Here is a 26,575-nt window from a genome sequence, read left to right as displayed (position 1 = left end):
CGATAAACATGCCGGAATTTTCAAACGCATTTAGTGGGCAGAAATATGAAAGAAAATTAACAAAGGAAGAATTGGTAAGGGCGATCAGGTTTATGATAGCAGCTGAATATGAAGCGATACAACTATACACTCAGCTTGCTGATTCAACGGACAACGAGTTGGCGCGTGAGGTGTTGCTGGATATAGCAAATGAAGAACGTGTTCACGCAGGTGAGTTTTTGAGATTGCTTACGGAACTTGATCCCGATGAGATGGAGTTTTACAAAAAAGGTTATGAAGAAGTAGAAGAAGAGATAGAAAAACTTGGCTCCAAAGAGTCTGCGGGCAAGAAAAGACAGACAAAAAAGAGTAAATAATTATAAAAAGGGGGCGCTTTTACTTGCGTCCCCTTTTTCTTTTTAACTTCTTATTTTTCCTTGATTATGGTATAATTTTCTCAGGTTGAGTTCAAATCCCTCTAAGAAAATTCATTATCTGAAAGGAGTGAAAGCATGTACGTGAACACCAAGGATATTTTGGAAAAGGCAAGTAAAGAGTATTACGCAGTTCCTGCTTTCAACATCAACAACATGGAGTTCTTCCATGCAATTCTTGACGGAGCTTTGGAAAAGAGAGCACCACTTATTATCGAAACAAGCGAGGGTGCAATAAAATATGCAGGAAACGGGGACATATTTAAGGGTGCACGATATTTCGTCGAATTAGTAAGATTATTTGCCGATAGCGTCGATATACCAATCGCCCTCCACCTTGACCATGGTAAGCACTTTGAGTATATAATAGCAGCGATAAAAGCAGGTTATTCTTCAGTTATGATTGACGCTTCAGAAAAGCCATTCGAAGAAAACTTGAAAGAGACAAAGGAAATAGTCAAAATAGCTCATGCTGCTGGTGTATCCGTTGAAGCCGAGCTCGGTCAGCTTGCAGGTGTCGAAGATAACGTTGTTGCAGCCGAATCCGTTTTGGTTGATCCAGAACAAGCAAAAATTTTTGTAGAGGAAACAGGTGTTGATTTCTTAGCCCCGGCTATTGGAACGAGCCACGGTGCTTTCAAATTCAAAGGAGAAGCAAAGCTCGATTTCGAGAGACTTAAGAAAGTTAAAGAACTAACAAAGATACCGCTTGTATTGCATGGTGCCTCAAGTGTTTTGCCAGAATATGTAGCGATGGCAGAAGAATACGGCGCAGACCTTGGCGGTGCAAAGGGAGTTCCAGAAGACCAGCTCAAAAAATGCGTTGAACTAGGGATAAACAAAGTCAATACAGATACGGACTTGAGAATTGCGTTCATTGCTGGACTTAGGAAATTTTTGAAAGAAAATCCAAAAGAATTTGACCCAAGACACTATCTTGGAGCAGGCAAGAAGTTAGTCAAGGAAGTTGTTATGAACAGACTTGAATTCCTTGGAGCCGCAGGAAAGGCATAACTTTGCTTGGCGATGGTTACACGGTTTCAAACATACATAGGATAGAGGAGGGATCCAAGTGCGAGTCTTAGTTGTGAACTGTGGAAGTTCCTCAATTAAGTACCAGTTCCTCGACATGGATACAGAGCAAGTTTTGTGTAAAGGACTTGCTGAAAGGATAGGAATTCCAGGGAGCAGAATTGTTCACAAAAAGGATGACCAAAAGGTTGTCGTTGAAAGACCAATGAAAGATCACGAAGACGCGCTTAAGTACGTACTTGAGTTGGTAGTTGATGAAAAAGTAGGAGGAGTAAAAGACCTTAGTGAAATTGATGCTGTTGGTCACAGGGTTGTCCATGGTGGTGAAAAGTTCTCCGGTTCAGTACTTATTGATGATGAAGTTATGAGAGCACTCGAAGAATATTCATATCTTGCCCCACTCCACAATCCACCGAACATAATGGGTATCAGAGCTATGATGAAACTTCTGCCAGGCGTCCCAAACGTAGCGGTCTTTGATACCGCATTCCATTCAAAGATGCCTGCGAAAGCGTACCTCTATGCAATACCTTACGAGTATTACAAAAAGTACAAAATTAGAAGATACGGATTCCATGGCACAAGCCACAGATATGTATCAAGAAGAACTGCTGAAATTCTTGGACTTGACTACCACAAATCAAAAATCATTACTGTTCATCTTGGTAATGGAGCTTCAATTGCTGCTGTTATGAACGGTCACAGTATCGATACATCGATGGGATTCACACCACTTGAAGGATTGGTCATGGGGACAAGGAGTGGAGATATTGACCCATCGATTGTTACTTTCCTCATGGAAAAAGAAGGTTTGACTGCAGAAGAGGTCTACACAATTCTCAACAAAAAAAGTGGCGTGCTTGGGTTGACCGATGGCTTTAGCTCTGACATGAGAGACATAGAGGATAAGGCTCTTGAAGGAGATCCGGTTTGCAGACTTGCATTAGATATTTACGAATACAGAATCGCAAAATACATAGGTGCTTACGTGGCAGCAATGAACGGTGTTGACGCAATAGCATTCACAGCCGGTGTTGGTGAAAACTCGCCGGTTACAAGAAAAGAGGTTTGTGAAAACTATCTTGGATACCTTGGTATAAAAATTGATGATGAGAAAAATAACATAAAGGGTGAAGAAAGAATTATCACAACACCAGATTCAAAAGTGAAGGTTCTTGTGGTTCCTACAAATGAAGAACTCATGATAGCAAGAGACACCAAAGAAATTGTAGAAAAAGGTTTAAAGCAACTTGAGTATTAAAAACAAAAACATTCTGTGTTATAATAGATGTGAAGATGTTGGGCACTAAGCAGGTGCCCAACATTCTTTTGGTAGAAAAAACATAATTGAGAAGGTGAGGAGTTTGATAATAAAGAAAAGATACGTTTATCTTGATGCTCCTTTAAAGATTGAGAATAAACCGGATATGCCTTCCGAAGGCAAAACAGAGCATGAAGAGCAAAAGGAGAAGCAACTTCTTGAGATTGTTGCAAAAGCCAACCGCGAAGCTGAACAGATAGTGCTAGAAGCTCAAAATCAGGCTCAACAAATCTTGTTCCAAGCTCAGGAAGAGTACAACAGAATCATTGAAGAAGCAAATCAAAAAGCTAATTTAATTTCCCAACAAGCAGAGCAGAGTGCTAAGAATATGCTTGCGGATTTCAGGGCGCAAATAGAACAACTACTTGGTTCTTTCGAAGACGAATTCAACAGCTTTTTTAACGAGTACTGTGAAAAATTGACATCGATTTCTGTAACTCTTGTCGAGAAGTTTTTAGAGAAAAATGTAGACCCTGAGGTGACGAAGAGAAAATTCGAAAAGCTTCTCACACACTTAGCAGGTTCAACGAAGGTTAAGATACATATTAATCCAAAAGATGTGAAACTTATAGACGAAGAAACACTAGAATATGTGAGGTCGAAAGGATACGAAATCATTTTAAACGATAAAGTTGATTACGGTGTAATCGCGGAAACTGAGCTTGGAACAATTGACGCGACTTTGAGATTTCAACTTACTTTGCTCGATGAGATTTTTGATGAAATATTCAAGAAAGAAGAATGAATTCTCTGAGGGAGATAAGCCCTATGGCTAATAAGAGCATAAACTTTAGAAAATGCTATTCGTTTAAGTTGATGGAACTGTTTGAAGAGAAGGTAAGGGAGATAAACCCATACGAATACATCGGAGAGGTTCAGAAAATCATCGGTCTCACGATAGAATCAAAAGGACCTGATGCTGCTTATGGGGAGCTTTGTAAAATCATCGTCGGAAACAAGAAAGCTCTCGCTGAAGTTGTTGGATTTAAAGAGGATATGACCGTCTTAATGCCTTTAGAAGATATAACAGGTTTGAAAAAAGGGTGCGAAGTTATAAAGACCAACAAAACTGTGAGTGTACCAGTTGGCGAGGAACTCAAAGGAAGAGTTATTGATGCACTCGGAAGGCCGATCGATGGTAGAAGGCTTGTTCTTAGAGAATATAGACCTATTGTGAACGAGGCACCGAATCCCCTTGTTCGGAAAAGGATATTGGAACCGCTCCCAGTTGGAGTTCGTGCTATCGACGGATTTCTTACGCTTGGAAAAGGGCAGAGAATAGGTATATTTGCTGGAAGTGGTGTTGGGAAAAGTACCCTTCTTGGAATGATCGCGCGAAATACAACGGCTGATATAAACGTCATTGCGCTGATTGGAGAACGAGGAAGAGAAGTTAGGGAATTTATGGAAAAAGACCTAGGTGAAGAAGGCTTAAAACGCTCGGTTGTGGTAGTGTCAACATCAGACCAGCCCGCATTACTAAGAATAAAGGCGCTTTTGACAGCAACAACCATAGCTGAATATTTTAGAGACAAAGGCTACGCTGTTATGCTAATGGTTGATTCATTAACAAGATGGGCAATGGCTCAACGTGAAGTTGGACTCGCCATCGGTGAACCTCCAACAACCCGAGGTTACCCACCCAGCGTTTTTGCTCAACTTCCGAAAATTCTTGAACGTGCTGGTAATTCGGACAGAGGAAGCATCACTGGAATATACACAGTTCTTGTCGAAGCCGATGATTTTAACGAACCTATATCAGATACTGTTCGCGGTATTGTTGATGGACACATTATACTTTCGCGCCGGCTTGCAGAATCGAATCATTATCCAGCCATTGATGTTTTGATGAGCATAAGCCGTTTGATGACGGATGTGGTCAAATCTGAACACCTTCAAGCGGCACGTTTGCTGAGAGATGTAATTGCTACGTACAACGATGCGAAGGATCTTATAGATGTTGGAGCATACAAGAAAGGAACGAACCCAAAAATAGACAAAGCTGTGGAGCTTATAGACGAAATTAATAAATTCCTAAGACAGGGAATAAGAGAAAAGATGACGTTTGAAGACACTGTTGAATATTTGTTGTCCATTGCGAGAAAAGTTTGAACTGAAGGGTGATGCTCTGTGGAAATTGAAAAACTTGCCCAGATGTTGAAAAATTCAAGATTTGTTGTTGCCCTAACGGGGGCAGGTGTGAGTGTTCCAAGTGGAATCCCAGACTTTCGAAGTCCCAATGGCCTTTATGCAAAGTACGGTCAGGACATTTTTGACATCGAGCAATTTTATAAAAACCCAGACAGGTTCTACAATTTTGCGAAAGAAGGCCTTATTTCGATGTTACAAGCCGAACCCAACGAAGTCCATCGTATGTTAGCTAAGCTGGAAGAAAAAGGACTTCTGAAAGGGGTTATCACTCAAAACATCGATGGGTTGCATCAAAAAGCAGGTAGCAAGAACGTAGCTGAAATTCATGGTAGTGTAAGAGTTTGGAATTGTTTGAAGTGTGCTAAAAGGTACGAGATTCTTGATGAAAGTCATAGAGAATTTTTATTATCTCGCGACTTCAGGTGTTCTTGTGGCGGACTCACAAAGCCTGATATAACGTTCTTTGGAGAAATGCTCCCCATGAACGAATTTACAAAAGCTCAAAAGTGGGCAGAGAGCAGTAATTTGTTTATTACGTTAGGTACTTCACTGGTCGTTTATCCAGCTGCTCAACTACCAATATATGCCCTAAGAAACGGGGCTAAGCTTGTTATCGTGAACAGAGGAGAAACACCTCTTGATACTTACGCAACGTTTAAATTCGACACCGATTTGGTGGAATTCTCGATTATACTTTCTGAACTTCTTGGCATCTCGTTGAAATGATGAAATAATATAGCTTATTAATATCTTAGAATATCTTCCTTCTAAAATGGCAGTATGGTGCCTTTCCCGTTTTCTCGTAATAATCCTGGTGGTAATCCTCCGCAACCCAAAATGTCGATGCTTTTCTTAACTGAGTTGCAACCTTATACTTCTTCTTCAGCATTTCTATTACGCTCTCAGCCACTTCTTTCTGCTTGTCGTTTGTATAAAAAATAGCGCTTTTGTATTGCTCACCGATGTCTGGTCCTTGCCCATTTTCCTGTGTGAAGTCGTGGATTTCAAAGAAATACTTAACTAATTCTTCTTCACTTATCATTTGTGGGTCGAATATCACTTCTACGGTTTCCAGATGTCCTGTTAATCCTGTACAGACATTTTCGTAAGTTGGATTTGGCCAGTGCCCTCCCATGTATCCAACCCTTGTATCCACGACACCGGGCAATTGTTTGAAAAGGTGTTCAACACCCCAAAAGCAACCACCGGCAAAAAACATCCTGTCGATGGGTGGTTTTTGGCCATCTGGTATAAACCTCAGTGAAACAGAATTCACGCAGTGCCGTACGTTCTTTTTAGTGAATCCTTCTCCATAGAACACATGTCCAAGGTGAGCTCCACAGTAAGCGCAGACAATTTCAGTTCTTATTCCATCCTTATCAACTTGTTTGAACACAGCTCCAGGGATTTCATCATCGAAAGCAGGCCAGCCACATCCAGAATGAAATTTATCGGAAGCATTGTAGAGAGGAATACCACAGTTCTTGCACACATAGATGCCCTTTTCGAAATGGTTCTCGTATTCTCCTGAAAACGGTGGCTCGGTTCCCTTTTCAAAAAGGACAAATTTTTCGAAGTCGTTCAAATTTGGATTGATAAACTTCTTTTTCATATTCCTGCCTCTTTTCGTTTGTGATTTATTCCGAATTTCGCTTTCAAACTTTTTGATTTATTGAGATGACACTTTACCAAGGAATCCGTCCCGGTGCAGACTTTTTTTCGAGTGCTATCCTTGCTTCGGAGATTACAAATTGGTCAGCTGAGTAAACTACGACACCTGACGTGGAAAATGGTTTCCTTACATTTATTTCTCCAGGGCTTATGTAGATGATCGAATTTAACAGAACGCTCCTTCGTAAAGATTCAATTTCTGGTGGTTTAATGGACCAATATAACATCTTCGGTAATCCATTTAGAAACGTGAACCTGTCACCAATTCTAACGATAAAAGTACCTCTGTATCCAAGATTTTGAAGCAAGGTTGCTTTCCCTTGGTCTTCAACTAATACGGGATATGTGAGTTTGCGAGTGATAAGTGATGAAATTAAGTTAGCATCGATTTTTCCCGTACCATCAAAGACAGGAATGATACCAGCGATTGAAAGTCCTGCTGAAAATTTCTCGTAGACATCGGCGGTGATGTAAGGAGATTTATTAACACGGTAAAAGTAATCCTCATCATCAATACTTAGCGTGTCAAGTGGACCGACGATGTAGTAAGAAAAACCTCTCGATTTCACATACCAACCAACATATTTTCCAATGTCCTGAGCAAGCGAAATATTCCCAAGACTTCCTAAAGTTAGCAAGCTGACATCAGCGATGATTTCTTCTAGCCTTAATGTACAAATTACATTACTCTGCAGCTTTATTGTCGCTGGTTGTGTTAACAATATTGGAGTTTGTGTGTCCGCTGGAAAAGTCAATTCCCCGAACATACTCAGGGAAAAGATGCACAAAAGCGTGAAGAACACCATTTTCTTCGTTAGATTTACTAACAAAGTCAGCCACCTCTTTTAACCGCCATACGGCATTCGAAACGGCGATCCTTTTACTGGCCACTTTGAACATATAAATATCGTTCTCGTTATCTCCAAACACGATAGTGCTGCCGAGGTCAAAATTCAGATAATCTGCCAGAAACTTCAACGCGATACCTTTATTAGCATCAGCTGGAACGATGTCTAAGAATATTGGGAAACTTTTGAAAACATTTGCTTTACCGTCCACGATTTCTTTAAGAGGTTCGATTAGCGAATCCAAAATCGCTTCCTCTGCTATTGCAAGCATCTTAATCGGAGGATGCTCAAGAGCTTTTAGGTCTTCTACAACATAGTAAGGGACGTCCGCATGTTTTGCATAAAGCCTTATCTCGTCGTCGTCCTTTTCGCTGTAGAGATTGTCGTCAACGTATGTTTGAATGTGTATGTTCTTTTCTCTCAGAAAATCTATCACTTTATACGCCGTTTCTATATCAAGTGTCTTTTCGTATATAAACCCTTCGCCCGGAACGTATATAACTGCTCCGTTATATGAAATAATCGGAAATATATCTTCACCGAACACATTGTCCAACAGTTTCTTAGCAGATATGTGCATTCTTCCAGTTGCAAAAACAACATTATCACCGTTGCCTACGATATTCTGGACTAAAGTCTTTGTTTCCTTGGGGAACTCGTTTTTAGAATTCAGCACTGTGCCATCCAAATCAAATACAAACGTTCTTTTGCACTTTGATTTATTGCTCAACTCTTCTTCCCTCCATTCCTTCATTTTCCGCCTGTTAACTTCAACCATATTCTCCACAAAGACAAGAATTGTTCTTCTGTGAGTTGTTCGGGCCTTGCGGTTGGTTGTATAATTGCTTCTTCTAATATCATGGCGAGTACCTCATTGTCACGAACAAAAGCTCTCAGGTTATTATATATCGTCTTTCTTTTCTGGGCAAAACTATCGGAAACAAATTTCCAGAACGACTCAAGCTCTGAATCATCTGAAAACGGAAACGGTGTTTTTCTTGTTATTTTCAAAACGACACTATCTACTTCTGGATTAGGAACGAACGCACTTTTGGGAACTGTGAGGAGCTTTTCTATATCCCCAACAGTCTGCAAGACAACGGTAAGAAAACCTCTATTTGAACTGCCCGCTTTTTCAAGCAATCTTTCGCCAACTTCTTTTTGCATCATGATAAAAAGAGCGGAAAAATGAGTAAAAATAAGTTTCTTTAGTATAGGGGCAGTGATGTAGTAAGGAATATTAGACACGCATTTATAACCATCTGGGAGGAAGGATATATCGAGTGCCAAGAAATCAGAAAAAATCAAATGGACATTTGGAAAGATTAAGAGGCGCTCTTCCAAAACAGGCTTAAGCCTTTCGTCAATTTCTATAGCATAAATTGTTGCGCCAGTTTCCGCTAGCGCAACGGTTAAAGTACCAGCACCAGCACCTATTTCCAGTACGGTATCATTTGGTTTTATCTGCGATATCTCAACGATCTTTTTTGCGTAAACCTCGTTCGATAAGAAGTTCTGCCCAAGCGATTTTTTTAAAGTGATTCCGTACTTTTTTAAGTAATCCGATGTCTTCAGTTAAGAACTCACCATCCTGTAGTTTTTACTTTTTCGACTTATTTGCCACCCTTGGAAGTCGGTTGTGCGTTTTGTTGATTTTTTGTTGTTGGATTGTTTGCTGTGTTTCCCACCTGTTCACTCTTCTTTTGAACGACTCTTTCTACAACTATCCCGTTGTTGTATTCCATCTTCACTATTCCGCTTTTATCTGTGGTTATCTTAATGTCTGTACCTTCGTAACTCAACATATATACATTTTCCGAAAGACGCTTTAACTGAGCAACTCCTGAAGCCTTATCTGTCTTCGATGGATTGAAGAGTGCTTGTGGTATGAGGATCTGGAATTGTGGTTGTGGCATCTTTAACAACATCTCAAAATGAGGAATGATGAAGTTGTTATCAAGCAGGACTATATTTTGCTCTGTAAACGTGAATGTCTTTACTGACGGTGATTTTGGATCGTAATACGCGTACAAGGTTATCGTCGTCTTACCTGCCCTGTTCACGCCGAGAATCTTAGCGACGAGATCTCCATTTGTTTTAAATGTCGCCTCGTATATTTCAAAAAAACCGTTCTTGCCATAGACTGTTCTCGTCTCTATCGTGTACTTCTCACCATACTGTATTTCGCTGACACTTATCCATCCGTTTTTCGTGAACTCGACCTGTATTCTACCTAATTCCATGTTATCAATACGCGCTCTGTACTCGATACCGAATGCCGTTGCAGAAAAGGTCAAAATCATTACGCCGATGAACAACAACTTTGCAATTGTAGAAGACTTGATAATGCTCATATTATCCACCTCCAGTTTAATGATACACTAAGAACCTTAAAAAATCATTAGAAATCTGAAAATCTTAGTTTGAATAGTTTCATTCCAATACCTTTTCAATCGTTCCATAGAGCGGGCCGGCTGTGATTTTAGTTACCTTCACTGCAACTGTTTTTCCAATAAATTCTGGAGAACCTTCAAAGGAGATAATTTTATTCCGTATATCTCTTCCGTAAAACAAACCGTTATTTGCCTGAGCCTCAACTATTACCTCAATTGTCTTATCTTCGTATGCCTCATTGAGTTCTCTGTTTATCATCTTCTGCAAGTTCAAAAGATAAGACATTCTCCGAACCTTGATCTTATGAGGCACGTCGTCTTTCAGATACTTCCAGGCAACTGTTCCCTCTCGCGGGGAGTAAATCGCTAGGTTGAGCCTTTCAAACTTAACTGTCTTGACAAGTTCAACGGTGGCTTCAAAGTCCTCCTCTGTCTCACCAGGAAATCCCACGATAATGTCACTCGAGATCGAGGCATCTGGGACGATCTCTCGTATGCTATTTATGAGCTCTATGTACTCATTGCGAGTGTATCTTCGGTTCATAGCTTTCAAGATCCTGTCACTACCATGTTGTACGGGAAGATGTATGGATTTTGCGATTCTCGGATTCTCGACCATCGCCTTCGGTATTTCAAGAGAAAAATCGGTAGGGTAGGATGTCAAAAACCAAAGTCTTTTCACACCTTCTATTTTTCCTGCTTCTCTCAGTAATTTAGCTAATGATGTACCATCGTTTAAATCTTTTCCATACGCATCCACATTTTGTCCGAGGAAGGTGAATTCCTTGTATCCCTTTTCTACGAGAGTACGCACCTCAAGTAACACACTTTCAATAGGTCTTGATTTCTCCCTACCTCTTGTGTACGGCACTATACAATAAGTGCAAAACCTGTTACAACCGTATATGATAGTTATCCAGGCGTGGTGTTTTGAACTTCGAGTATCAACGAGATGATACTGGATTTCATCAAGCGTATCTTCGAGATAAATCCTTCTAGTTCCATTTTTTGCATCAGATAAAGCTTCGGGCATTTTTGCGAGTGCGCGAGTACCGATAACAAAAGATACACCTCTTTTGAAGAGGTTTTCTTTCTCTTTATCGGCAACGCAACCCATTATACCTATCTTCTTTCCCTTTTTTCTAAGTTTTCCTATGTGACTGTAAACCTTATCTTCTGACTTTTTTCTCACGGCGCATGTGTTCAGTATTACCACATCAGCTTCGTCTTCGTTATCGGTAAGCTCGTGTCCTTCATTTAAAAGTAATTGTTTCGCTATTTCCGTATCATTTTCATTCATTTGACAACCGTACGTGTGAATATGAACCTTCATATCAAACCTCCCCAAGACACCTCACTACATATATTTATGCACATACTTGTTCGTAGACTAATTATACTTGATTTTCTGAAAATTTCAATCAAAACAAAGTATATTGTAAAACACAAAACGCCCATCTTCTTAAAAGTCGATGGGCGTTCTTAATTCCTGTTTATAAAAACTATATCAAATTTTGAACGTATTCGACAACGACTTCGATGGCTTTTTCGTTGTATCCACCACGTGGGATAATAATATCTGCATGTTTTTTCGTAGGTTCGACGTACGCGTCGTGCATAGGCTTAACAGTGTTCAAATACTGATCAATGACAGATTCAATAGTTCTCCCACGTTCAAAAATATCTCTTTGCAACCTTCGTATGAATCTTTCATCTCCCTCGGTGTCGACATATATTTTCAGGTCGGCTAGTGCTCTCAGCTCGTCGTAGTAGAGAGCGAAGATGCCTTCAATCAACAGGATAGGTTTTGGTTCAATTTTCGTAGAACTTTCTACCCTTGTGTACAGTGCAAAATCATAATCTGGTAAATCTATTGTTTTACCTGTTAAAAGCTCCTTGACGTGTTTGACAATCAGTGTGTGTTCGATCATATCTGGATGGTCGTAGTTGTATTTCCTTCTTTCTTCTAAAGTTACATGAGACATGTCCCTGTAATAATTATCCATGGGAAGCATAACGCATTTGTTAGTCCCCAGACGTTCCATGATACGTTTTGCCACAGTTGTCTTTCCTGATCCAGTTCCCCCTCCAATGAGTATTATGTACATTTCCAACGCCTCCTGACTATAACTTTCGCGATTTTGAAAAACTCTTTTTTACGTAATTCACAGCTGCCTCCAAAGAGACGCCCCTTTCAACAGCATCCTGTACATGGCCATATCTGACAGAGAGGTTGAAATTTGGAGATAAACTTTTTGCCTTTATTTCCAGTTGATGAGCTAACCATTCGGAACTTCCCTCGCCATAAATAGCGACATTGTTAACTCCCAAGATTAGTGATAAGTTTCCAAGCACGTATGCGAGTCTATCTATGATCTCAGCATAAATTTCCTTTGCCCTACCTTCGTCTGCTTTATGTAAATTCCTTATTATCTTCAAATCGTTCAAATATTTCTCTTCATGCGTAATGAATTCAACAAACGATACCGAACTCTTTGTGTATTTCTTAAAAGCAACATAGTCAGACGCAACCGTTTCTAGACATCCACGAGCTCCACAATAACATTTTTCGCTACCATCGAAATAAATGTGTCCTAACGGTATATTCTTAAACTCGTCTTTGCTAAAAAGTGCGTGATACTCATAGTAACAAGCACCAATGCCTGTTCCGTAATTCAAGACAAAAACACGTTCCTTTCCAGTGGTTTTTGACTCATACGCAGCGATTGCTTCAACATCAGACAGAATTACATACGGAATCCCCAGTGCTTTAAGCTTTAAAGATTTCACAGGGTCATATCGCTCGAGTTTGAGAATTTTTGAGTACACCTTATCATCGACAACGGTTCCTGAAAACGCAATTCCAAGGCTATCGTAATCGTAAAACTTTTCCAATGTTTTTCTTAGCAGTTCGTTTATACCTTCGTTGTTTAGGAACTCGCCTCTAACCTTGTACTCAGTACTTTCCAGTTCTTCGCCTTTACCGTTGTAAACAACCGCCCTAATACGTTCCCTTCCAACGCTCACAGCCAGTATATGCCATGCTTCTTTCGAAATAGAAACGAGTTGAGGAGGCTTCCCCATTGTAGAGGAATCCTCCTCAATCTCAATGTAGTCTTTTAACTTATCGAGAAGATACGTCATTGTCGAAGGATTTACACCGACAATCTTTTCTAATTCTTTCCTTCTTATCTTCTTTTCTCTAAGAATATGGAGTAGTATTTTTGCTTCGTTTTTCAACTCCCTACCCCCAGTTCAAAGTTGGATGTGGATAACTCGAGTTCGTACTCTTTCTTCTCCGAGGTATTATTATACAGCACAAATTTCATTTAACAACAGATTTTATAACTTCCAAATATCTTCTTACATGCGCTGTTGACAAATATGTCCTTCTTACCTTTTCTTTAGCGCGTTTTCCAAATTCGCTAAGTTTCTCCTTGTTTTCCAAAAGGTCACAAATAGCATCTGAGAGTTCCTCGACACTTGTTCTCAAATAGCCGTTGACTCCATCATCAATCTGTATCTTAACGCCACCAACAGGTCTTGCAACAACAGGATGTTCCTTCCACATCATTTCGCTTATTACAAGTCCGAATCCTTCTCTTGTTGCAGTGTGCAATCCCAATGTAGACAATCGTTGGATAGCGTTGACTTCTAAATGCCCAACTCCTTTGAGATCCGTTAGGAAGAGGATATCTTCATCTACACCAGCGTATCGTAGAACGTCTTCAAAGAATATCCATCCTTCTGGGTCATCCTTTGCCATTGCTGAAACTATCGCGAGTTGAACATCATGCCTTTCCTTCACTTTACGATAAACATCGATGGCGGAGAACAAGTCCTTCCATGGATCAAATCTGGCAACAACAGTTATAAGTGGTTTTGAAGTATTTATTTTGAAACGCTCAGCTATGATTTTTAACTCCTCTTCCAACAGCTCTCTGTTCTTTGGGCTAAGAGGATCTATACTTGGGGGAAATTCAACAGCTATCTTATCGAATGGCGGCCTCACGTATTCCAGGATGTGGAAGAGCGCCTTTTGATATTTTGTCATTTTCGAAGTCAAGCGGTCCCACACTTTGAGATTAGGAGTGCTTGTATCTATATGGCATCTCCAAATATACTTTGTGTTTGAATCAGGCCTGTAGTATGGTATGTAAGCTGGTTGTGGATCGTGAATTATTACAACATCAGCATCGAGATTGAGCAGTCTTGCATTCTGCTCGTTTACTCTTTCAAATAGTTCCCACTCTTCTTCGGATATTTCTATATCTGCACCTTGAAGCGTGTTGTGGAGCTTCTTTGTAACGTTGAAGAATTCCATAGGCGCCTCGAGTACTTCCCAAGAGGCATCTAAACCAGCATCTCGCATCAGCGGGACGATGGTCATAAGCAGTTCAGCAACACCGCCACCATAAGCAGTAGCGTTCACATGTACAACCTTAAGTCCCTTCAACTCTTTTCCAAGTTCGAATATGGCTTCCACGTCTTCCTTAGAAAACACACTGTAATCGGAAAGCTTCTTAACAGGTAGTTCCACAGTCATACGCAACGCCTCCTTTTAAGGTTTCTGGCTTTGGAATACTATTATATTTTTCCATACTAACTTCAAATTTCGAACATTATACTAAACATATTGTACTACACGCTCTTGCTACCATGCTAAGCTAAAAAGTGTCAAAAAACAGTTATAAACGTTCAATAAATAAAACTACATTACAAAAGCTTTACCTAGCTATATAATACACTTCATTATTCGTGATTGACATATTTCACGATTTCACAGTGGCTGTGCTATACTACATTTGAATTTCGAAGATATCCACACTACTCAACGGGAGGTGGCAGTATGAGAAGGTTCTTATTAGCGGTTCTGTTATTAACACTTGCGGTGGTAGCGTTTTCTGCTTCGAGGGTTACCATAACAATGACGGCGGGTGCAGTCGGTAAAGAACTTGAAGTTCTTTATGCTCAACTTGATGTTTTTATGAAACAGAATCCAAACATCAAAGTCTCAGTCATGCCGATGCCGAACTCATCAACGGAAAGACATGACCTTTATGTTACGTACTTGGCTTCTGGTGAAAAAGAGCCGACAGTCTTGATGCTTGATGTTATTTGGCCAGCGGAATTCGCGCCGTACCTTGAAGACTTAACAGCTGATAAAGACTATTTTGAACTTTCAAAGTTCCTTCCAGGTACAGTTAAGGCAGCAACTGTTGGAGGAAAAATAGTTGCTATCCCATGGTTCACAGATGCTGGAATTCTTTATTACAGAAAAGACTTGCTTGAAAAATACGGTTTCAAGAACCCACCAAAAACATGGGATGAACTTGTGAATATGGCAAAAACAATAACAGCAAAGGAAAAGAACATGTACGGTTTTGTATGGCAGGGCGCAAGGTACGAAGGTTTGGTATGTGACTTTATGGAATATCTCGTTTCGTTTGGTGGAGACGTTCTTGATGATGCAGGAAATGTTGTCATTAACAGCCCAGCTGCTGTAAAAGCTCTTCAATTCATGGTTGATCTCATTTACACACACAAGATTTCGCCACAAGCGGTAACAACGTACATGGAAGAAGAAGCAAGGAGAACATTCCAAAACGGTCAAGCTGTCTTCATGAGGAACTGGCCATACGCTTGGGCACTTTTGAACGATCCAAAGGAATCGAAAGTTGCTGGTAAGGTTGGAGTTGCACCACTTCCAGCAGGTCCAGCAGGAAAGTCTGCGGCAACACTTGGTGGATGGATGCTTGGTATCAACAAGAATGCAACACCAGAAGAGAAAGAAGCAGCTAAGAAGCTTATCAAGTTCTTAACAAGCTATGACCAGCAGCTTTACAAAGCAGTTAACGCTGGTCAAAACCCAACAATGATGGATGTTTATAAAGACCCGGCCCTGAAAAAGGCGGCTCCATTCATGTTTGAATTGTATGGAATGTTTGTTAACGCAGTTCCAAGGCCAAGAACAGCAAAGTACAGTGAAATCTCCGACGTTATCCAGAAATACGTTCATGCAGCCTTGACGAGACAGACAACACCACAGAAGGCAATCGAAGATATGGCAAAAGAATTGAATAAAGTGCTCGGAAAGTGAAATGGTAAAACCAAGTAAAACCACGAGTATCAATACCGGGGGTTCATCCCCCGGTTTTTTAAGAACACGGAGGTGGAGCTTTTGAGAGCAAAAACAAGAGAGACAGTTGTGGCATGGTGGATGGTTTTACCTGCACTTTTGGTAATCTCTGTCATTGCGTTCTTTCCTCTTTTTAAAACGTTTTACGATAGCTTCTTTGAATTTGGACTTAGGCCAGACATTGAAAGAAAATTCGTAGGTTTCGTAAATTACATAGAGCTTTTTCATGACGAACGTTTTCTTGCAGCGCTGAAAACAACGATAATATTTACTGTCGTATCAGTCGCACTTGAAACTGTTCTTGGCCTTTTGATTGCTGTTATTGTAAACCAGCCTTTCAAATTCAGAGGAGCTGTGAGGGCTGCTATGCTCATTCCTTGGGCTATACCTACAGCAATATCATCGCAGATGTGGAAATGGATGTTCAACGACCAGGGAGGAATTATGACAAAACTCTTAGAAACGTTACACATCGTAGAGCCTGGATTCCCAATTCTTGGCTCGCCTGATACCGCACTTTGGGCAATTATCGCAGTGGACGTATGGAAGACCACACCTTTTATGGCCTTACTCATACTTGCAGGTTTGCAGTTGATTCCAGAAGAGTTGTATGAGGCCGCAAGAATAGATGGCGCAAATTTATTCCAGAGATTTACAAGAATTACTTTACCTATGCTGAGTTCAACGATAGCTGTAGCGCTAATCTTTAGAACGCTGGATGCTTTAAGAGTGTTTGATGTTGTATTCATAATGACTCGAGGAAGCGTAGGCACAGAAACACTGGCAGTTTACAACCGAGTCTTGCTGATGGATAGAGCATTCACGGGAGCATGGTTTGGTTACGGTTCTGCCCTATCCGTGGTTATCTTCTTGTTGATTTCTATATTTGCAATAATCTACATAAAATCGCTGAAGTTAAAACTAGACTGAAAGACCTGAAAGGCAAGAGGTGATTGCTATGTCTACAAAAACGAAGAGATTAATTTACAAAGTAACGTTAACTATAGCTGTTATATTCATTTTGCTTTGGTGCATTTTTCCGTTCTATTGGGCTATTATTTCTTCCTTAAAGCCTAACATAGAGCTCTTTGATCCGAATCCAACATTTTGGCCAAGGAATCCAACGCTTTCAAATTACGTAAAAGTTTTCTTGGAGAGGCCGTTTCATGTAAACATCTGGAACAGTATAGTGGTTTCCGGTATAACTACGCTTACAACACTTATATTTGGCTCCTTTGCAGGCTATGCAATAGCACGACTGCACATGAAAGGTAAAGCATTTGTCATGGCCCTTATTCTTTCCGTCAGCATGTTTCCTCAGATTTCTATCTTAGGTTCGCTTTTTGTAATACTTCGAAAGCTTGGGATGATAAACACTTACCAAGGATTGATCCTTCCGTACGTTGCTATCACGTTGCCGCTCACCACTTGGATATTGCAAAACTTTTTCAGAGATCTTCCAAAGGAGATAGAAGAAGCAGCCGCTATTGACGGTTGCTCTCGTTTGAGGACACTTTTCCAAATCGTTTTTCCTATGTCTGCTCCAGGTCTTGTTGCCACAGGACTCTTAACATTCATAACCGCATGGAACGAGTTCCTTTTTGCTTTTACATTTATGCAGAAACCGCAATATTACACAGTTCCTGTTGCCATAGCTTTGTTCGCTGGAAGGACTCAATATGAACAACCTTGGGGTCAGCTGATGGCCGCCGCCGTCATTGTTACAGTACCGTTGGTAGCGCTGGTTTTGATATTCCAAAACAGAATAATATCAGGACTAAGTGCAGGTGCCGTGAAAGGATGAATCTGGCATGATACTTTTTTTTGGAGAACTTTTAGCCGATTTGATAACCCAGGAAGATTTTACCAGTGCAGAACATTTCACTTTAAAAGTGGGGGGTTCACCGGGAAATATCGCAAGGTTTGCTTCCCAACTTGGTGTTCCAACTAAAATTGTATCGCGTGTGGGAAACGATCCCATCGGTAATAGGATTGTGAAAAAATTAGAACAGGCGAAGGTAGATATTTCTTCAGTTCAGATAGACAACAAATATGGAACAACTCTTGTCTTTGTTCAGAAGACTGTGGAAAGTCCTGATTTTTTTGTAATTCGAGGAGCAGATAGGTTTCTTAGGTTGAGCGAAGATGAAATAGACAAGATTTTGGATGGAATTAGTATTGTTCATGTAAGTTGTTGGACATTAACTCACAAAGACCTATACGAGATGACAATGAAAGTAGTTAGAAAGGCTGTAGAAAGAGGAATTTCTATCTCTTTTGACCCAAATTGCCGAGACAAGTTGTTTGAGTGCTCAAAAATAGAACGCGATAGAGTGTTTGAACTTTTGAGATACACAACGTACTTAAAACCTTCTCTCGACGATGCAATGGCGATTCTTGGAACACCGTCAAACGAATCGAGAGAATCGAACGAATTCACTGAGAATGTGGTCAAATATTATGTAGAGCAATTTCACAAATGTGGTGCCAAATACGTGGTTTTGACAGCTGGTAGAGATGGAGCTTTTGCATCCGTTTTTGATGAAAGCAAGTCAGTAACCCATATACCGGCTGTAGCCGAGAGAGTCGTCGATGCAACCGGAGCTGGTGATGGATTTTGGGCCGGTATGTACTACGGGCTAATCAACAAGTACGATTTTATCGAGGCTTGTAAGATAGGTGCGATGGTTGCCGGTTACATCGTACAGTTTGTTGGTGCAGATGTCGATATAAGTGCGTTAAAAGGAGAAATTGAAAAGCAAATTGGAAAAAGATAGAGGTGAGACCTTGAGCGAAAGGTATTTGGTGAAAAAAATAGCATTCTTTAATCCGCAGGGAAATTTTGATAAGAACGATAGTCATCTAACCGAGCACCCAGATTTTGGAGGGCAGCTAGTTTATGTCAAAGAGCTTGCAAAGGCGATGAGCGAGCTGGGGATAGAAGTCGACATTATTACAAGGCAGATAATTGATAAAGATTGGCCGGAGTTTGCGGAAAGCTACGATTATTATCCTGAAGCACCAAATGTTCGTATTGTTCGAATACCGTTTGGAGGGCAGAAGTTTTTACCAAAAGAAGAGCTCTGGAAGTATCTTCCTGACTATGTTGAGAAGATCTACGAATTTTACAAGTCAGAAGGCAGATTTCCAGATTTTGTGACAACCCACTATGCAGATGGTGGTATTTCAGGAGTAATGTTCCTTGAGAAAACGGGAATACCATTTTCATTTACGGCACATTCACTTGGGGCATGGAAGCTTGAAAAGCTTTTGGAATCTGGGATGTCTCAAGAGGCGGCCGAAAAGAAATACAAGTTCTCCGTACGGCTTGCTGCAGAAAATCTTGCTATAAAATACGCTTCTTTTATAGTTTGTAGTACAAATCAGGAACGATATGAGCAATATTCACACAAATTATATGAAGCGGATCCATACATTGACAAATTCAAAGTTATCCCTCCCGGAATAAACCATAAAATCTTCAACCAGGAACCAAAGCCTGAAGATAAACAAATAAGCGACTACATCGAACGATTACTTTCAAAGTCTCCTGTAAAAAGGCACAGATTACCGTTTATAATAATGTCCAGTAGATTGGACAGAAAAAAGAACCACATTGCTGTAGTTAGAGCTTTCTTGCAAAACGAAGATTTGAAAGAAAAGGCTAACCTACTTATTGTCGTACGTGGCGTTAACGATGTCTTAGAGTATGTAAGTAGAGAAAGATCAGAAGATGCTTTAATTTTGCAAGAGATCATCGAAGAAGCCGGAAAGGAAATAGGAAAGAGTGTATTCTTTGCTAATATATCGGATCAGAAACATCTGGCCAGTTTATACCGTGTATCAGCTGCAAGAGGTTCTGTATTTGTCTTGCCAGCGCTTTATGAACCATTTGGACTTGCGGTTGTTGAAGCAGCTGCATGTGGTTTGAAAATTGTCGTTACGAAAAACGGAGGGCCAGCTGAGATATTTTCAAATGGCGAAGGATTATTAATAGATCCGACCGATACCAAAGATATTGCTGTGAAATTACTGGTAGCTTTGGAGAAGTTTGATTCCAGAAGATCCATAGAACTTGCACAAAGATATAGCTGGAAGAACACAGCATTGGGATATTTGGAAAATATTCAAAGGGAACTCTCTGAATCACATGGGATAAGGAGCGTAGATGAGAAAGACCTTAAGAAATTCTACGACTTGATTGCTAAACTTTAGAAAGATAAAAAGTGCGAAATTTCTCACTTTTGAGTCCCTCAGATAGTCTGAGGGACTTTTTGTTTAAATCAAAGATCTAAGAATTGCAACAAAAATTCAAAACCATTAGAAAATGGTTTGAGAAGTGCTAAGGTCCCGTCCTCTTGAAGGACTCCGAACTGGTCGGCAGTTGAATAATTCTATAGCGGTGATATAATTTTAACAGCTGACCTAAACTTGCGCTAGTAAAAGGGGTGGATTATTTTGAAACTAAAGCATCTTTTAGAAGCCATCCAAAAGTTTATCGTTTTTGACAACATACCTGAAGAACTAAGAGAAAAGGAAATCACCGGAGTTTACAACAATTCAAAGAAAGCTACTCCCGGTTCATTGTTTATTTGTAGAAAGGGAACCAATTTTGACTCACATACCATAGTCGAGACCCTTTACAGAGAAAATGGAGTTATTGCGTTCGTCACTGAAAGAGAGATTAACAGTAACCTCCCTTATGTTCAAGTTTACGACAGCAGACTTGCTGAAGCCTTCCTCGCTGCAGAATTCTACGAACATCCATACAACAAACTGATAACCTTCGGAGTGACTGGCACGAATGGCAAAACCACGTGTGCTCATCTCTTCCACCATATAATGCAGCAACTTGGCCTTACAGGAAGCTTATCAGGAACGGTCATAAACGATATAGTGGGTGATAAGTTCTACATACACAATACTACCCCTGATGCACTAACAATTATGGAAAACATGTCTAAAACTGTTAAGAAGGGTGGAAGCTATTATTCTATGGAAGTTTCCTCCCATTCGCTTCATCAAGCACGAGTTGAAACTATCAGATTTGATATAGCAGGCCTTACAAATATAACCAGGGATCACTTAGATTACCATCCGACTTTCGAACACTACGTAAACTCAAAGCTTCACCTGTTCGATTTGCTCAAAAAGGACGGAATAGCTGTGGTTCACGAGGATTACGCGCCACTTTTGGTCAGTAAAAAAGTACCAAGGCTCATAACATTCGGTACGAGTGACAGCGCGATTTACAAGATTTCAGATATATCAACCACATGGAATGGAACAACCTTTACGTTAACCTCTCCTTATGGTACGAAGAAAGTTTACACGCAAATGATAGGTGACTACAATGCGTTCAATGTTACTTTAGTTGTTGCAGGATTATTCGAGTTAGGATACGAGCCGGACGAGATTATCAGCTACGTTAGCACATTTAGAGGTGTGGACGGACGATTCGAACCAATACCTGAAGCAAGGAAACTGGGAATTGAAGTGATTATAGATTTTGCTCATTCTCCCGATGCGCTTGAAAAGGTAATACTTGCTGCAAGGAAGTTGGCAAAAGGAAGGATTATCGTTGTTTACGGTGCCGGAGGACAAGCTGATAAAGGGAAAAGGCCGATGATGGCTGAAGTCGTAACAAAACTTGCTGATATTGCAATACTTACAACAGACGATCCTCGCGGTGAGGACCCGGAGGCGATTATAAAAGACGTTGAAAAAGGGGTTCAACCCAATTCACTTTCACTCACTGTTCTTGATAGGCGTGAAGCAATAGACACAGCTATAACTTTGGCAACACGCGGAGATGTTGTAGTTATCACAGGTAGAGGTCATGAACCTTATCAAATATTCACAGAGACATTAAAAGTTCCTTTCAAAGACAGAGATGTCGCTTTGGATATAATTCTTTCGAAGATCAACAAGAATCATATAAGAGACCTGGATAAATAGACAAGTTTAATGGAGTGTGAGAGAACAAAATGGAACTTACGGATCTCGTTGGTCATCGATTTGTTACAGATTCCAGAGAAGTAAAGCCAGGTGATGTGTTTGTCGCTATAAAAGGCAATCGAGTTGATGGGCACGATTTTGTTAAGCAAGCCCTGCAAGCGGGAGCATTTGCAGTTGTTGTAGAACGTGACTTAGGATTGCCAAATCAATTGATCGTTCCGAGCACAGTTGGTTTCCTCGGTATGTACGCAAGCAAGATATTGGAAAAATTCAATCCAAAAATTGTTGGTATAACGGGATCTAATGGTAAGACGACGACAAAAGAGATTGTTGCTGAGGTGCTCAGTGCTGAAATTCGGACCTTTAAAAATGAAGGAAACCTCAATTCAGAAATTGGACTGCCGCTTTCGATAATTAATTCCTACCGTGGAGAACAGATCGTTGTTTTAGAAATGGCTCAAAGAAACGTTGGTGACATTGAATACCTTTGCAAGCTATTCCCTCCCAACATAGGAGTTCTCCTAAATGTGGGAAGTGCACATGTGGGCGTTACGGGAAGCGTGAATGAGATCTTCAAAGGCAAATGGCAGATTGTTGAGAATTCAAAGCAAGCTTTGGTTAATTTTGATGATGAAAGAATGAGATGTGGAAACTGTAAATACTTTGGTACAAAAGGTGGCGATTATGTTCTAAAGGAAAGAACTTTTGATGGACGGAGCACATTATTGACTTTCGAAACGATTGAAGGAGAATTTTATTATTCCCTGCCTGGTTTCTGGACAAAAGCCATGGCGACTTCTGTGCTTGTTGCCTTTGCAGTTGCTGATATGCTTGATATTTTATTTAACCCAATAAGACTTTTGAGTTTTAAACCGTTAAAAGGACGTTTCAACATACATACCTGTGGCAAAGCTTACATAATCGACGACACTTACAACGCCAGTTACGAATCCTTTAAGCATGGGATAGAGGAAGTTAAAGAACATTTTCCAAGGCCTGCCTACGCAGTTGTTGGAGCAATGAAAGAACTCGGTGAGTACTCAAAGCACTACCACGAAATGCTTTCAAATTTACTTGAAGAAGTTGACGGTGTTGTTGTGTACGATAAAGAAGAGGAATCAAAAGATATCACTCCGTCAAATCTTATTTTCAGAAGTGATAAGCAAGAGGAAATCGTAGAGTTCCTTAAGAAAAAAATACTCACCTCCGAATTTTCAGGTACGCTGTATTTCAAGGCATCACGAGCAGTCGAACTGGATAAGATTGTAAATGAACTTCTCGAAAATTCAAACAAATAAAAAAGTTTGAGGAGGAAAGCTAGATGCAGACATCGAATTTATTTTCCGGAATAGTTCTGATAGCCGAATTCCTAATAGGCCTTTTCGTTTTTCCTCGCTATATTAATTACATGAAAAAACTAAGACTTGGACAGTACATCAGACAAGAAGGTCCAGACTTGCATAATTACAAAGAAGGGACTCCTACGGCTGGAGGCATTGTATTTTTAGCGATAGCACTGGTTGCAGGTATTGTGCTTGGTGTAAAAAAAGAACTTTTGTTAACGATGCTGTTCTACGGCTTTATTGGATTTTTGGATGACTTTGTTAGTATAGCGAAAAAACGCTCTCTTGGACTGAGAGCTTGGCAAAAACTCGCATTGCAGATGTTATTTTCGATATGGGTGGCTTACACGGTGCTCCAATACCGCGAGAGTACAGTGTTTGGTTTTTCGGTTCCAAAATGGTTCTTCTACATATTCACAATGTTCTTGATTTCCGGATACTCCAACGCAACCAATCTCACAGACGGGCTCGATGGACTCGCCGGATGGGTGTTCATAACAAGTGCGACTCCTTTCCTAATGCTGGTAAGAAATTACAATCAGGCAATTTCATTGTTGATTCTGGTTATGCCCCTGCTTGCATTTCTCGTATACAACACAAGACCAGCAAAGGTATTTATGGGTGACACGGGCTCATTAGCTCTGGGCGCCTACATAGCAACGTACGCACTGATAACAAGCAATGAACTTCCTCTTATCTTTTTCACCAGTATATTCTTGCTCGAAACGATTAGTGTGATTCTACAAGTCGGTTCCTATAAAATCAGGGGAAAAAGGATATTCAAGATGGCACCTATCCATCATCATTTTGAACTGCTTGGTTGGACTGAAGAAAAGATAGTCGGTGTCTTCAGCGCGTGGAATCTCGCAATTGCCATCACCTATCTTTCTTTTGTTCTGAAATTTTAGAAATGTAGAAATGGTTGATAACGGAGGCTCTTCACTTGAACCAATATTTGGCTGGGTTTACTATTAGTATAGTCTTAAGTGTATTTCTTTCTATCTTGTGCAAGAGATTTAACATCTTGCTTGACCATCCATCGGAGAGGAAAGAACATTCAAAACCAGTTCCACTTGTTGGTGGTCTGGTTCTTTTTGCGTTTGTGATTTATTTGAAGTCAAGTTATGGGTTTTCGGATCTAAAAAGAGAACTAGCGTTATACATAGTGTTTGGAATAGGTTTAATCGATGATTTGATAGAGCTGCCTTATTACACAAAATTGGTTTTACAATCCATCGCAGGTCTTCTTTTTGTGAGCACGTCTCATTTTATATTTACAAACAACTTTGGTCTTGATAACTTGCTTACTTTTCTTTTATTCGTTGCACTCTTGAATGCTTTTAACCTTATCGATGGCATCAACGGACTTCTCGTCGGGGTCGCTATAATTTATTTCGCTTTCAAGCTTGATTTTGTGTATCTTCCTGTCCTTTTTGTTCTGCTTTTTTTCAACATATTCGATCGACTGTTTATGGGTGATTCCGGTGCATTTCTGATTGCCTATTTACTTATTTCACACCAGAATACCACAAGAGATCTTACAAAAGCGATTGTGTTCTTTGGTTACCCGATGTATGAAATAGCCTCCTCATTTCTGAGGAGGCTGGTTTTGGGGAAGAACCCATTCAAACCTGATAGATTCCATCTACATCACATAGGAACGTTGCTTTTTGGAGATGTGTTCTTTTTAATCATCGCTTACTCACTGACATTAGGTTTTGTTTTACTATCAACCAAGAAATTCGGGTTGTTCATATACCTCGGTATCAGCTTTTTGATTTTCTTTTTCCAGCTTTGGTTCATCAGAAACAACAGGTTCATTAACTCCAATGGCGTGTCTAAGGGAGACGAGGGCAACCTCGAGTTGTGAGTCGTCAGGCTCGGCGGTCGTAAGTTTTTGCAAAATCATTCCGGGAACCGCCAAAAACCTCGTTCGCGGATATTTGTCAAAGAGCCTCAAGAGTTCGTAAGAAATGCCTGCAACTACGGGTATTGCAACGATTCTGAAGATGATTCGACCAAGCATCGTAACTCCAAAAAGTCCGTAGAGACTATGCACTAGAATTGCGATGATTAAAAATATCATGACGAAATTCGTTCCGCACCTTGGGTGTATCGTTGAATATTTCCTCGCATTTTCGACCGTTAATTCTTCGCCGTTCTCATATGTATGGACAGCTTTATGCTCTGCACCATGATATCTAAAGACAGTTTTGACATCTTCGAATAGTGAAATAAAGAATACATAGGCCAAGAAAAACCCCAATCTAATCAAACCATCGACTAGCGAAAACAAAAACTCGTTATCCTTAAACCCTAACCACTTTGTTATGTAAGCGGGAAGAACTACAAACAATCCAACTGCCAGTAAAATGGCAAAAAGGATCGAAAAGAAGCCTTCACCCTTTTTCATCTTTTCATCAGAAGATATCTCAGCACTTAAATTCAAAGCTTTCATACCAAAATAAAGCGAATAATAAAGGCTTACAAAACCTCTCAGGAATGGTATTTTCGCCCATTTCCCACGAACATTTGGATAACCAAGCTCACGAATTTCGATCTCACCTGACCGGGTTCTAACAGCTACTACTACCTTTTTTCCCATCATCAAGACACCATCAATTACTGCCTGACCACCGACTTTCAATGTTGTCACCTCTTTCATTTGTGATGTGTTTAAAAAAGGTGCCTGAACGGCACCTATTTTCAAAAGAGCTTATTGTCCTTTTCTGTTTTTGATTTCCTCGTACAGTTCAAGAACTTTCTTGGCATTTTCATCTTCCAATATGATTTTGTAAAACTTGTACGCCTCCATATCTTCCGGTGAATTTCTTGCCATGAAATAACCGACAACCTTGCTACGAAAGTTCTGCAAATCTCCTTCTGACATCCGTGAGATTGTATAAACTATTTCATAGATTCTGTTATCTGTTATACAAGCACTTGCGATAGCCTTGAGCTCTTCCAAGCGTTCCTCCATCTTCCATTACAGTCTTTCGGTTCCAATTAGAACCTTAGAGTTCACTTTTTTTGGAGATAAACTTTAAAAGATATACCTGTTCGTGTTTCGTTACCGATTTGAATTTCAATAAATGCTGGAACTACGTACAAATCCAAGCCTTCTTGCTCCAAAAACCTTCTTGCAACAGCCAAAGACTTAGATGCTTGGTTAACTGCACCCGCACCGATAGCTTGAATCTCAACCTTCTCGTTCTTCTTGAGTGAGCCGACAATAGCACCCGCAACTTTGTTTGGACTTGACTTTGAACTGACCTTCAAAATCTCCATAATGCCTATCCTCCTTGT

The 26,575-nt window shown here is 40.2% G+C and carries 26 protein-coding genes and 1 pseudogene; 15 read left to right on the top strand and 12 right to left on the bottom strand.

Going from position 1 to position 26,575, the window contains the following annotated elements; all coding sequences use genetic code 11:
- Positions 1 to 8 precede the first annotated feature (8 nt).
- The 6 genes from CBS1_RS00295 to CBS1_RS00270 all read left to right on the top strand — a co-directional run bounded on the left by CBS1_RS00295 (position 9) and on the right by CBS1_RS00270 (position 5,643).
- On the top strand, positions 9 to 356 hold the full coding sequence (locus CBS1_RS00295) for a ferritin family protein (RefSeq protein WP_090222331.1): 348 nt from the start codon (positions 9 to 11) through the stop codon (positions 354 to 356).
- A gap of 135 nt (positions 357 to 491) precedes the next feature.
- Complete coding sequence (gene fba / locus CBS1_RS00290) at positions 492 to 1,427, top strand: class II fructose-1,6-bisphosphate aldolase (RefSeq protein ID WP_033191185.1); 936 nt, start codon at positions 492 to 494, stop codon at positions 1,425 to 1,427.
- Positions 1,428 to 1,485: 58 nt separating this feature from the next.
- Positions 1,486 to 2,706, top strand: coding sequence for an acetate kinase (gene ackA / locus CBS1_RS00285; RefSeq protein ID WP_033191184.1), 1,221 nt, complete (start codon positions 1,486 to 1,488; stop codon positions 2,704 to 2,706).
- Positions 2,707 to 2,809: 103 nt separating this feature from the next.
- The gene (locus CBS1_RS00280) at positions 2,810 to 3,511 is read left to right on the top strand and encodes a FliH/SctL family protein (protein ID WP_090222333.1); all 702 of its coding nucleotides are present in this window, start codon (positions 2,810 to 2,812) and stop codon (positions 3,509 to 3,511) included.
- Positions 3,512 to 3,582: 71 nt separating this feature from the next.
- A complete protein-coding gene (fliI, locus tag CBS1_RS00275; RefSeq protein WP_033192445.1) occupies positions 3,583 to 4,878 on the top strand; it encodes a flagellar protein export ATPase FliI in 1,296 nt (431 codons plus the stop codon).
- A gap of 24 nt (positions 4,879 to 4,902) precedes the next feature.
- On the top strand, positions 4,903 to 5,643 hold the full coding sequence (locus tag CBS1_RS00270; protein ID WP_033192444.1) for an SIR2 family NAD-dependent protein deacylase: 741 nt from the start codon (positions 4,903 to 4,905) through the stop codon (positions 5,641 to 5,643).
- Between the two features lie 25 nt (positions 5,644 to 5,668).
- Here CBS1_RS00270 and CBS1_RS00265 read toward each other — a convergent pair whose 3' ends face one another.
- From CBS1_RS00265 to CBS1_RS00225, 9 genes are all read right to left on the bottom strand, one after another.
- A complete protein-coding gene (locus CBS1_RS00265) occupies positions 5,669 to 6,529 on the bottom strand; it encodes a bifunctional methionine sulfoxide reductase B/A protein (protein WP_033191182.1) in 861 nt (286 codons plus the stop codon).
- Between the two features lie 73 nt (positions 6,530 to 6,602).
- Positions 6,603 to 7,226: a hypothetical protein gene (locus CBS1_RS00260; protein ID WP_236938498.1), complete on the bottom strand. Its 624-nt coding sequence runs from the start codon at positions 7,224 to 7,226 to the stop codon at positions 6,603 to 6,605.
- Positions 7,227 to 7,272: 46 nt separating this feature from the next.
- Positions 7,273 to 8,166, bottom strand: coding sequence for a Cof-type HAD-IIB family hydrolase (locus tag CBS1_RS00255; protein WP_084384111.1), 894 nt, complete (start codon positions 8,164 to 8,166; stop codon positions 7,273 to 7,275).
- 20 nt (positions 8,167 to 8,186) lie between these two features.
- Positions 8,187 to 8,978 (bottom strand): 16S rRNA (adenine(1518)-N(6)/adenine(1519)-N(6))-dimethyltransferase RsmA, encoded by a 792-nt coding sequence (rsmA, locus tag CBS1_RS00250; RefSeq protein ID WP_090222338.1) that lies wholly within the window; start codon positions 8,976 to 8,978, stop codon positions 8,187 to 8,189.
- A gap of 71 nt (positions 8,979 to 9,049) precedes the next feature.
- Complete coding sequence (locus tag CBS1_RS00245) at positions 9,050 to 9,790, bottom strand: hypothetical protein (protein WP_236938500.1); 741 nt, start codon at positions 9,788 to 9,790, stop codon at positions 9,050 to 9,052.
- A gap of 79 nt (positions 9,791 to 9,869) precedes the next feature.
- Positions 9,870 to 11,162, bottom strand: coding sequence for a tRNA (N6-isopentenyl adenosine(37)-C2)-methylthiotransferase MiaB (miaB, locus tag CBS1_RS00240; RefSeq protein ID WP_033191180.1), 1,293 nt, complete (start codon positions 11,160 to 11,162; stop codon positions 9,870 to 9,872).
- A 169-nt stretch (positions 11,163 to 11,331) separates the two neighbouring features.
- Positions 11,332 to 11,937 (bottom strand): uridine kinase, encoded by a 606-nt coding sequence (udk, locus tag CBS1_RS00235; protein WP_033191179.1) that lies wholly within the window; start codon positions 11,935 to 11,937, stop codon positions 11,332 to 11,334.
- A 16-nt stretch (positions 11,938 to 11,953) separates the two neighbouring features.
- On the bottom strand, positions 11,954 to 13,069 hold the full coding sequence (locus tag CBS1_RS00230; RefSeq protein ID WP_033191178.1) for an ROK family transcriptional regulator: 1,116 nt from the start codon (positions 13,067 to 13,069) through the stop codon (positions 11,954 to 11,956).
- Between the two features lie 85 nt (positions 13,070 to 13,154).
- On the bottom strand, positions 13,155 to 14,375 hold the full coding sequence (locus CBS1_RS00225) for a glycosyltransferase (RefSeq protein ID WP_090222339.1): 1,221 nt from the start codon (positions 14,373 to 14,375) through the stop codon (positions 13,155 to 13,157).
- Between the two features lie 303 nt (positions 14,376 to 14,678).
- Here CBS1_RS00225 and CBS1_RS00220 point away from each other — a divergent pair, with 303 nt between their 5' ends.
- From CBS1_RS00220 to CBS1_RS10595, 9 genes and pseudogenes are all read left to right on the top strand, one after another.
- Positions 14,679 to 15,929: an ABC transporter substrate-binding protein gene (locus CBS1_RS00220; protein ID WP_090222341.1), complete on the top strand. Its 1,251-nt coding sequence runs from the start codon at positions 14,679 to 14,681 to the stop codon at positions 15,927 to 15,929.
- 120 nt (positions 15,930 to 16,049) lie between these two features.
- On the top strand, positions 16,050 to 16,898 hold the full coding sequence (locus CBS1_RS00215) for a carbohydrate ABC transporter permease (RefSeq protein ID WP_033192440.1): 849 nt from the start codon (positions 16,050 to 16,052) through the stop codon (positions 16,896 to 16,898).
- 28 nt (positions 16,899 to 16,926) lie between these two features.
- Positions 16,927 to 17,772, top strand: coding sequence for a carbohydrate ABC transporter permease (locus CBS1_RS00210; protein ID WP_033191175.1), 846 nt, complete (start codon positions 16,927 to 16,929; stop codon positions 17,770 to 17,772).
- 7 nt (positions 17,773 to 17,779) lie between these two features.
- Complete coding sequence (locus CBS1_RS00205; RefSeq protein WP_090222343.1) at positions 17,780 to 18,745, top strand: carbohydrate kinase family protein; 966 nt, start codon at positions 17,780 to 17,782, stop codon at positions 18,743 to 18,745.
- 10 nt (positions 18,746 to 18,755) lie between these two features.
- On the top strand, positions 18,756 to 20,183 hold the full coding sequence (locus CBS1_RS00200; protein WP_241685526.1) for a glycosyltransferase: 1,428 nt from the start codon (positions 18,756 to 18,758) through the stop codon (positions 20,181 to 20,183).
- Between the two features lie 243 nt (positions 20,184 to 20,426).
- Positions 20,427 to 21,926 (top strand): UDP-N-acetylmuramoyl-L-alanyl-D-glutamate--2,6-diaminopimelate ligase, encoded by a 1,500-nt coding sequence (locus CBS1_RS00195; RefSeq protein WP_033191173.1) that lies wholly within the window; start codon positions 20,427 to 20,429, stop codon positions 21,924 to 21,926.
- A 29-nt stretch (positions 21,927 to 21,955) separates the two neighbouring features.
- Positions 21,956 to 23,224, top strand: coding sequence for a UDP-N-acetylmuramoyl-tripeptide--D-alanyl-D-alanine ligase (locus CBS1_RS00190; RefSeq protein ID WP_033191172.1), 1,269 nt, complete (start codon positions 21,956 to 21,958; stop codon positions 23,222 to 23,224).
- A 23-nt stretch (positions 23,225 to 23,247) separates the two neighbouring features.
- On the top strand, positions 23,248 to 24,177 hold the full coding sequence (gene mraY / locus CBS1_RS00185) for a phospho-N-acetylmuramoyl-pentapeptide-transferase (RefSeq protein WP_033191171.1): 930 nt from the start codon (positions 23,248 to 23,250) through the stop codon (positions 24,175 to 24,177).
- Positions 24,178 to 24,371: 194 nt separating this feature from the next.
- Positions 24,372 to 24,770: pseudogene (locus CBS1_RS10595) on the top strand (MraY family glycosyltransferase); the annotation flags it as partial.
- 228 nt (positions 24,771 to 24,998) lie between these two features.
- Here the strand turns inward: CBS1_RS10595 and CBS1_RS00175 are convergent.
- The 3 genes from CBS1_RS00175 to CBS1_RS00165 all read right to left on the bottom strand — a co-directional run bounded on the left by CBS1_RS00175 (position 24,999) and on the right by CBS1_RS00165 (position 26,557).
- Complete coding sequence (locus CBS1_RS00175; RefSeq protein ID WP_090222344.1) at positions 24,999 to 25,916, bottom strand: DUF1385 domain-containing protein; 918 nt, start codon at positions 25,914 to 25,916, stop codon at positions 24,999 to 25,001.
- 69 nt (positions 25,917 to 25,985) lie between these two features.
- Entirely contained in the window at positions 25,986 to 26,237 is a 252-nt protein-coding gene (locus CBS1_RS00170; RefSeq protein ID WP_033191169.1) for a hypothetical protein, read from the bottom strand.
- Between the two features lie 53 nt (positions 26,238 to 26,290).
- Complete coding sequence (locus CBS1_RS00165; protein WP_033191168.1) at positions 26,291 to 26,557, bottom strand: stage V sporulation protein S; 267 nt, start codon at positions 26,555 to 26,557, stop codon at positions 26,291 to 26,293.
- Positions 26,558 to 26,575 lie beyond the last annotated feature (18 nt).

The organism is Fervidobacterium changbaicum (assembly GCF_004117075.1).
Taxonomy (GTDB): domain Bacteria; phylum Thermotogota; class Thermotogae; order Thermotogales; family Fervidobacteriaceae; genus Fervidobacterium; species Fervidobacterium islandicum.
This window is presented reverse-complemented; position numbering and strand designations above follow the sequence as displayed.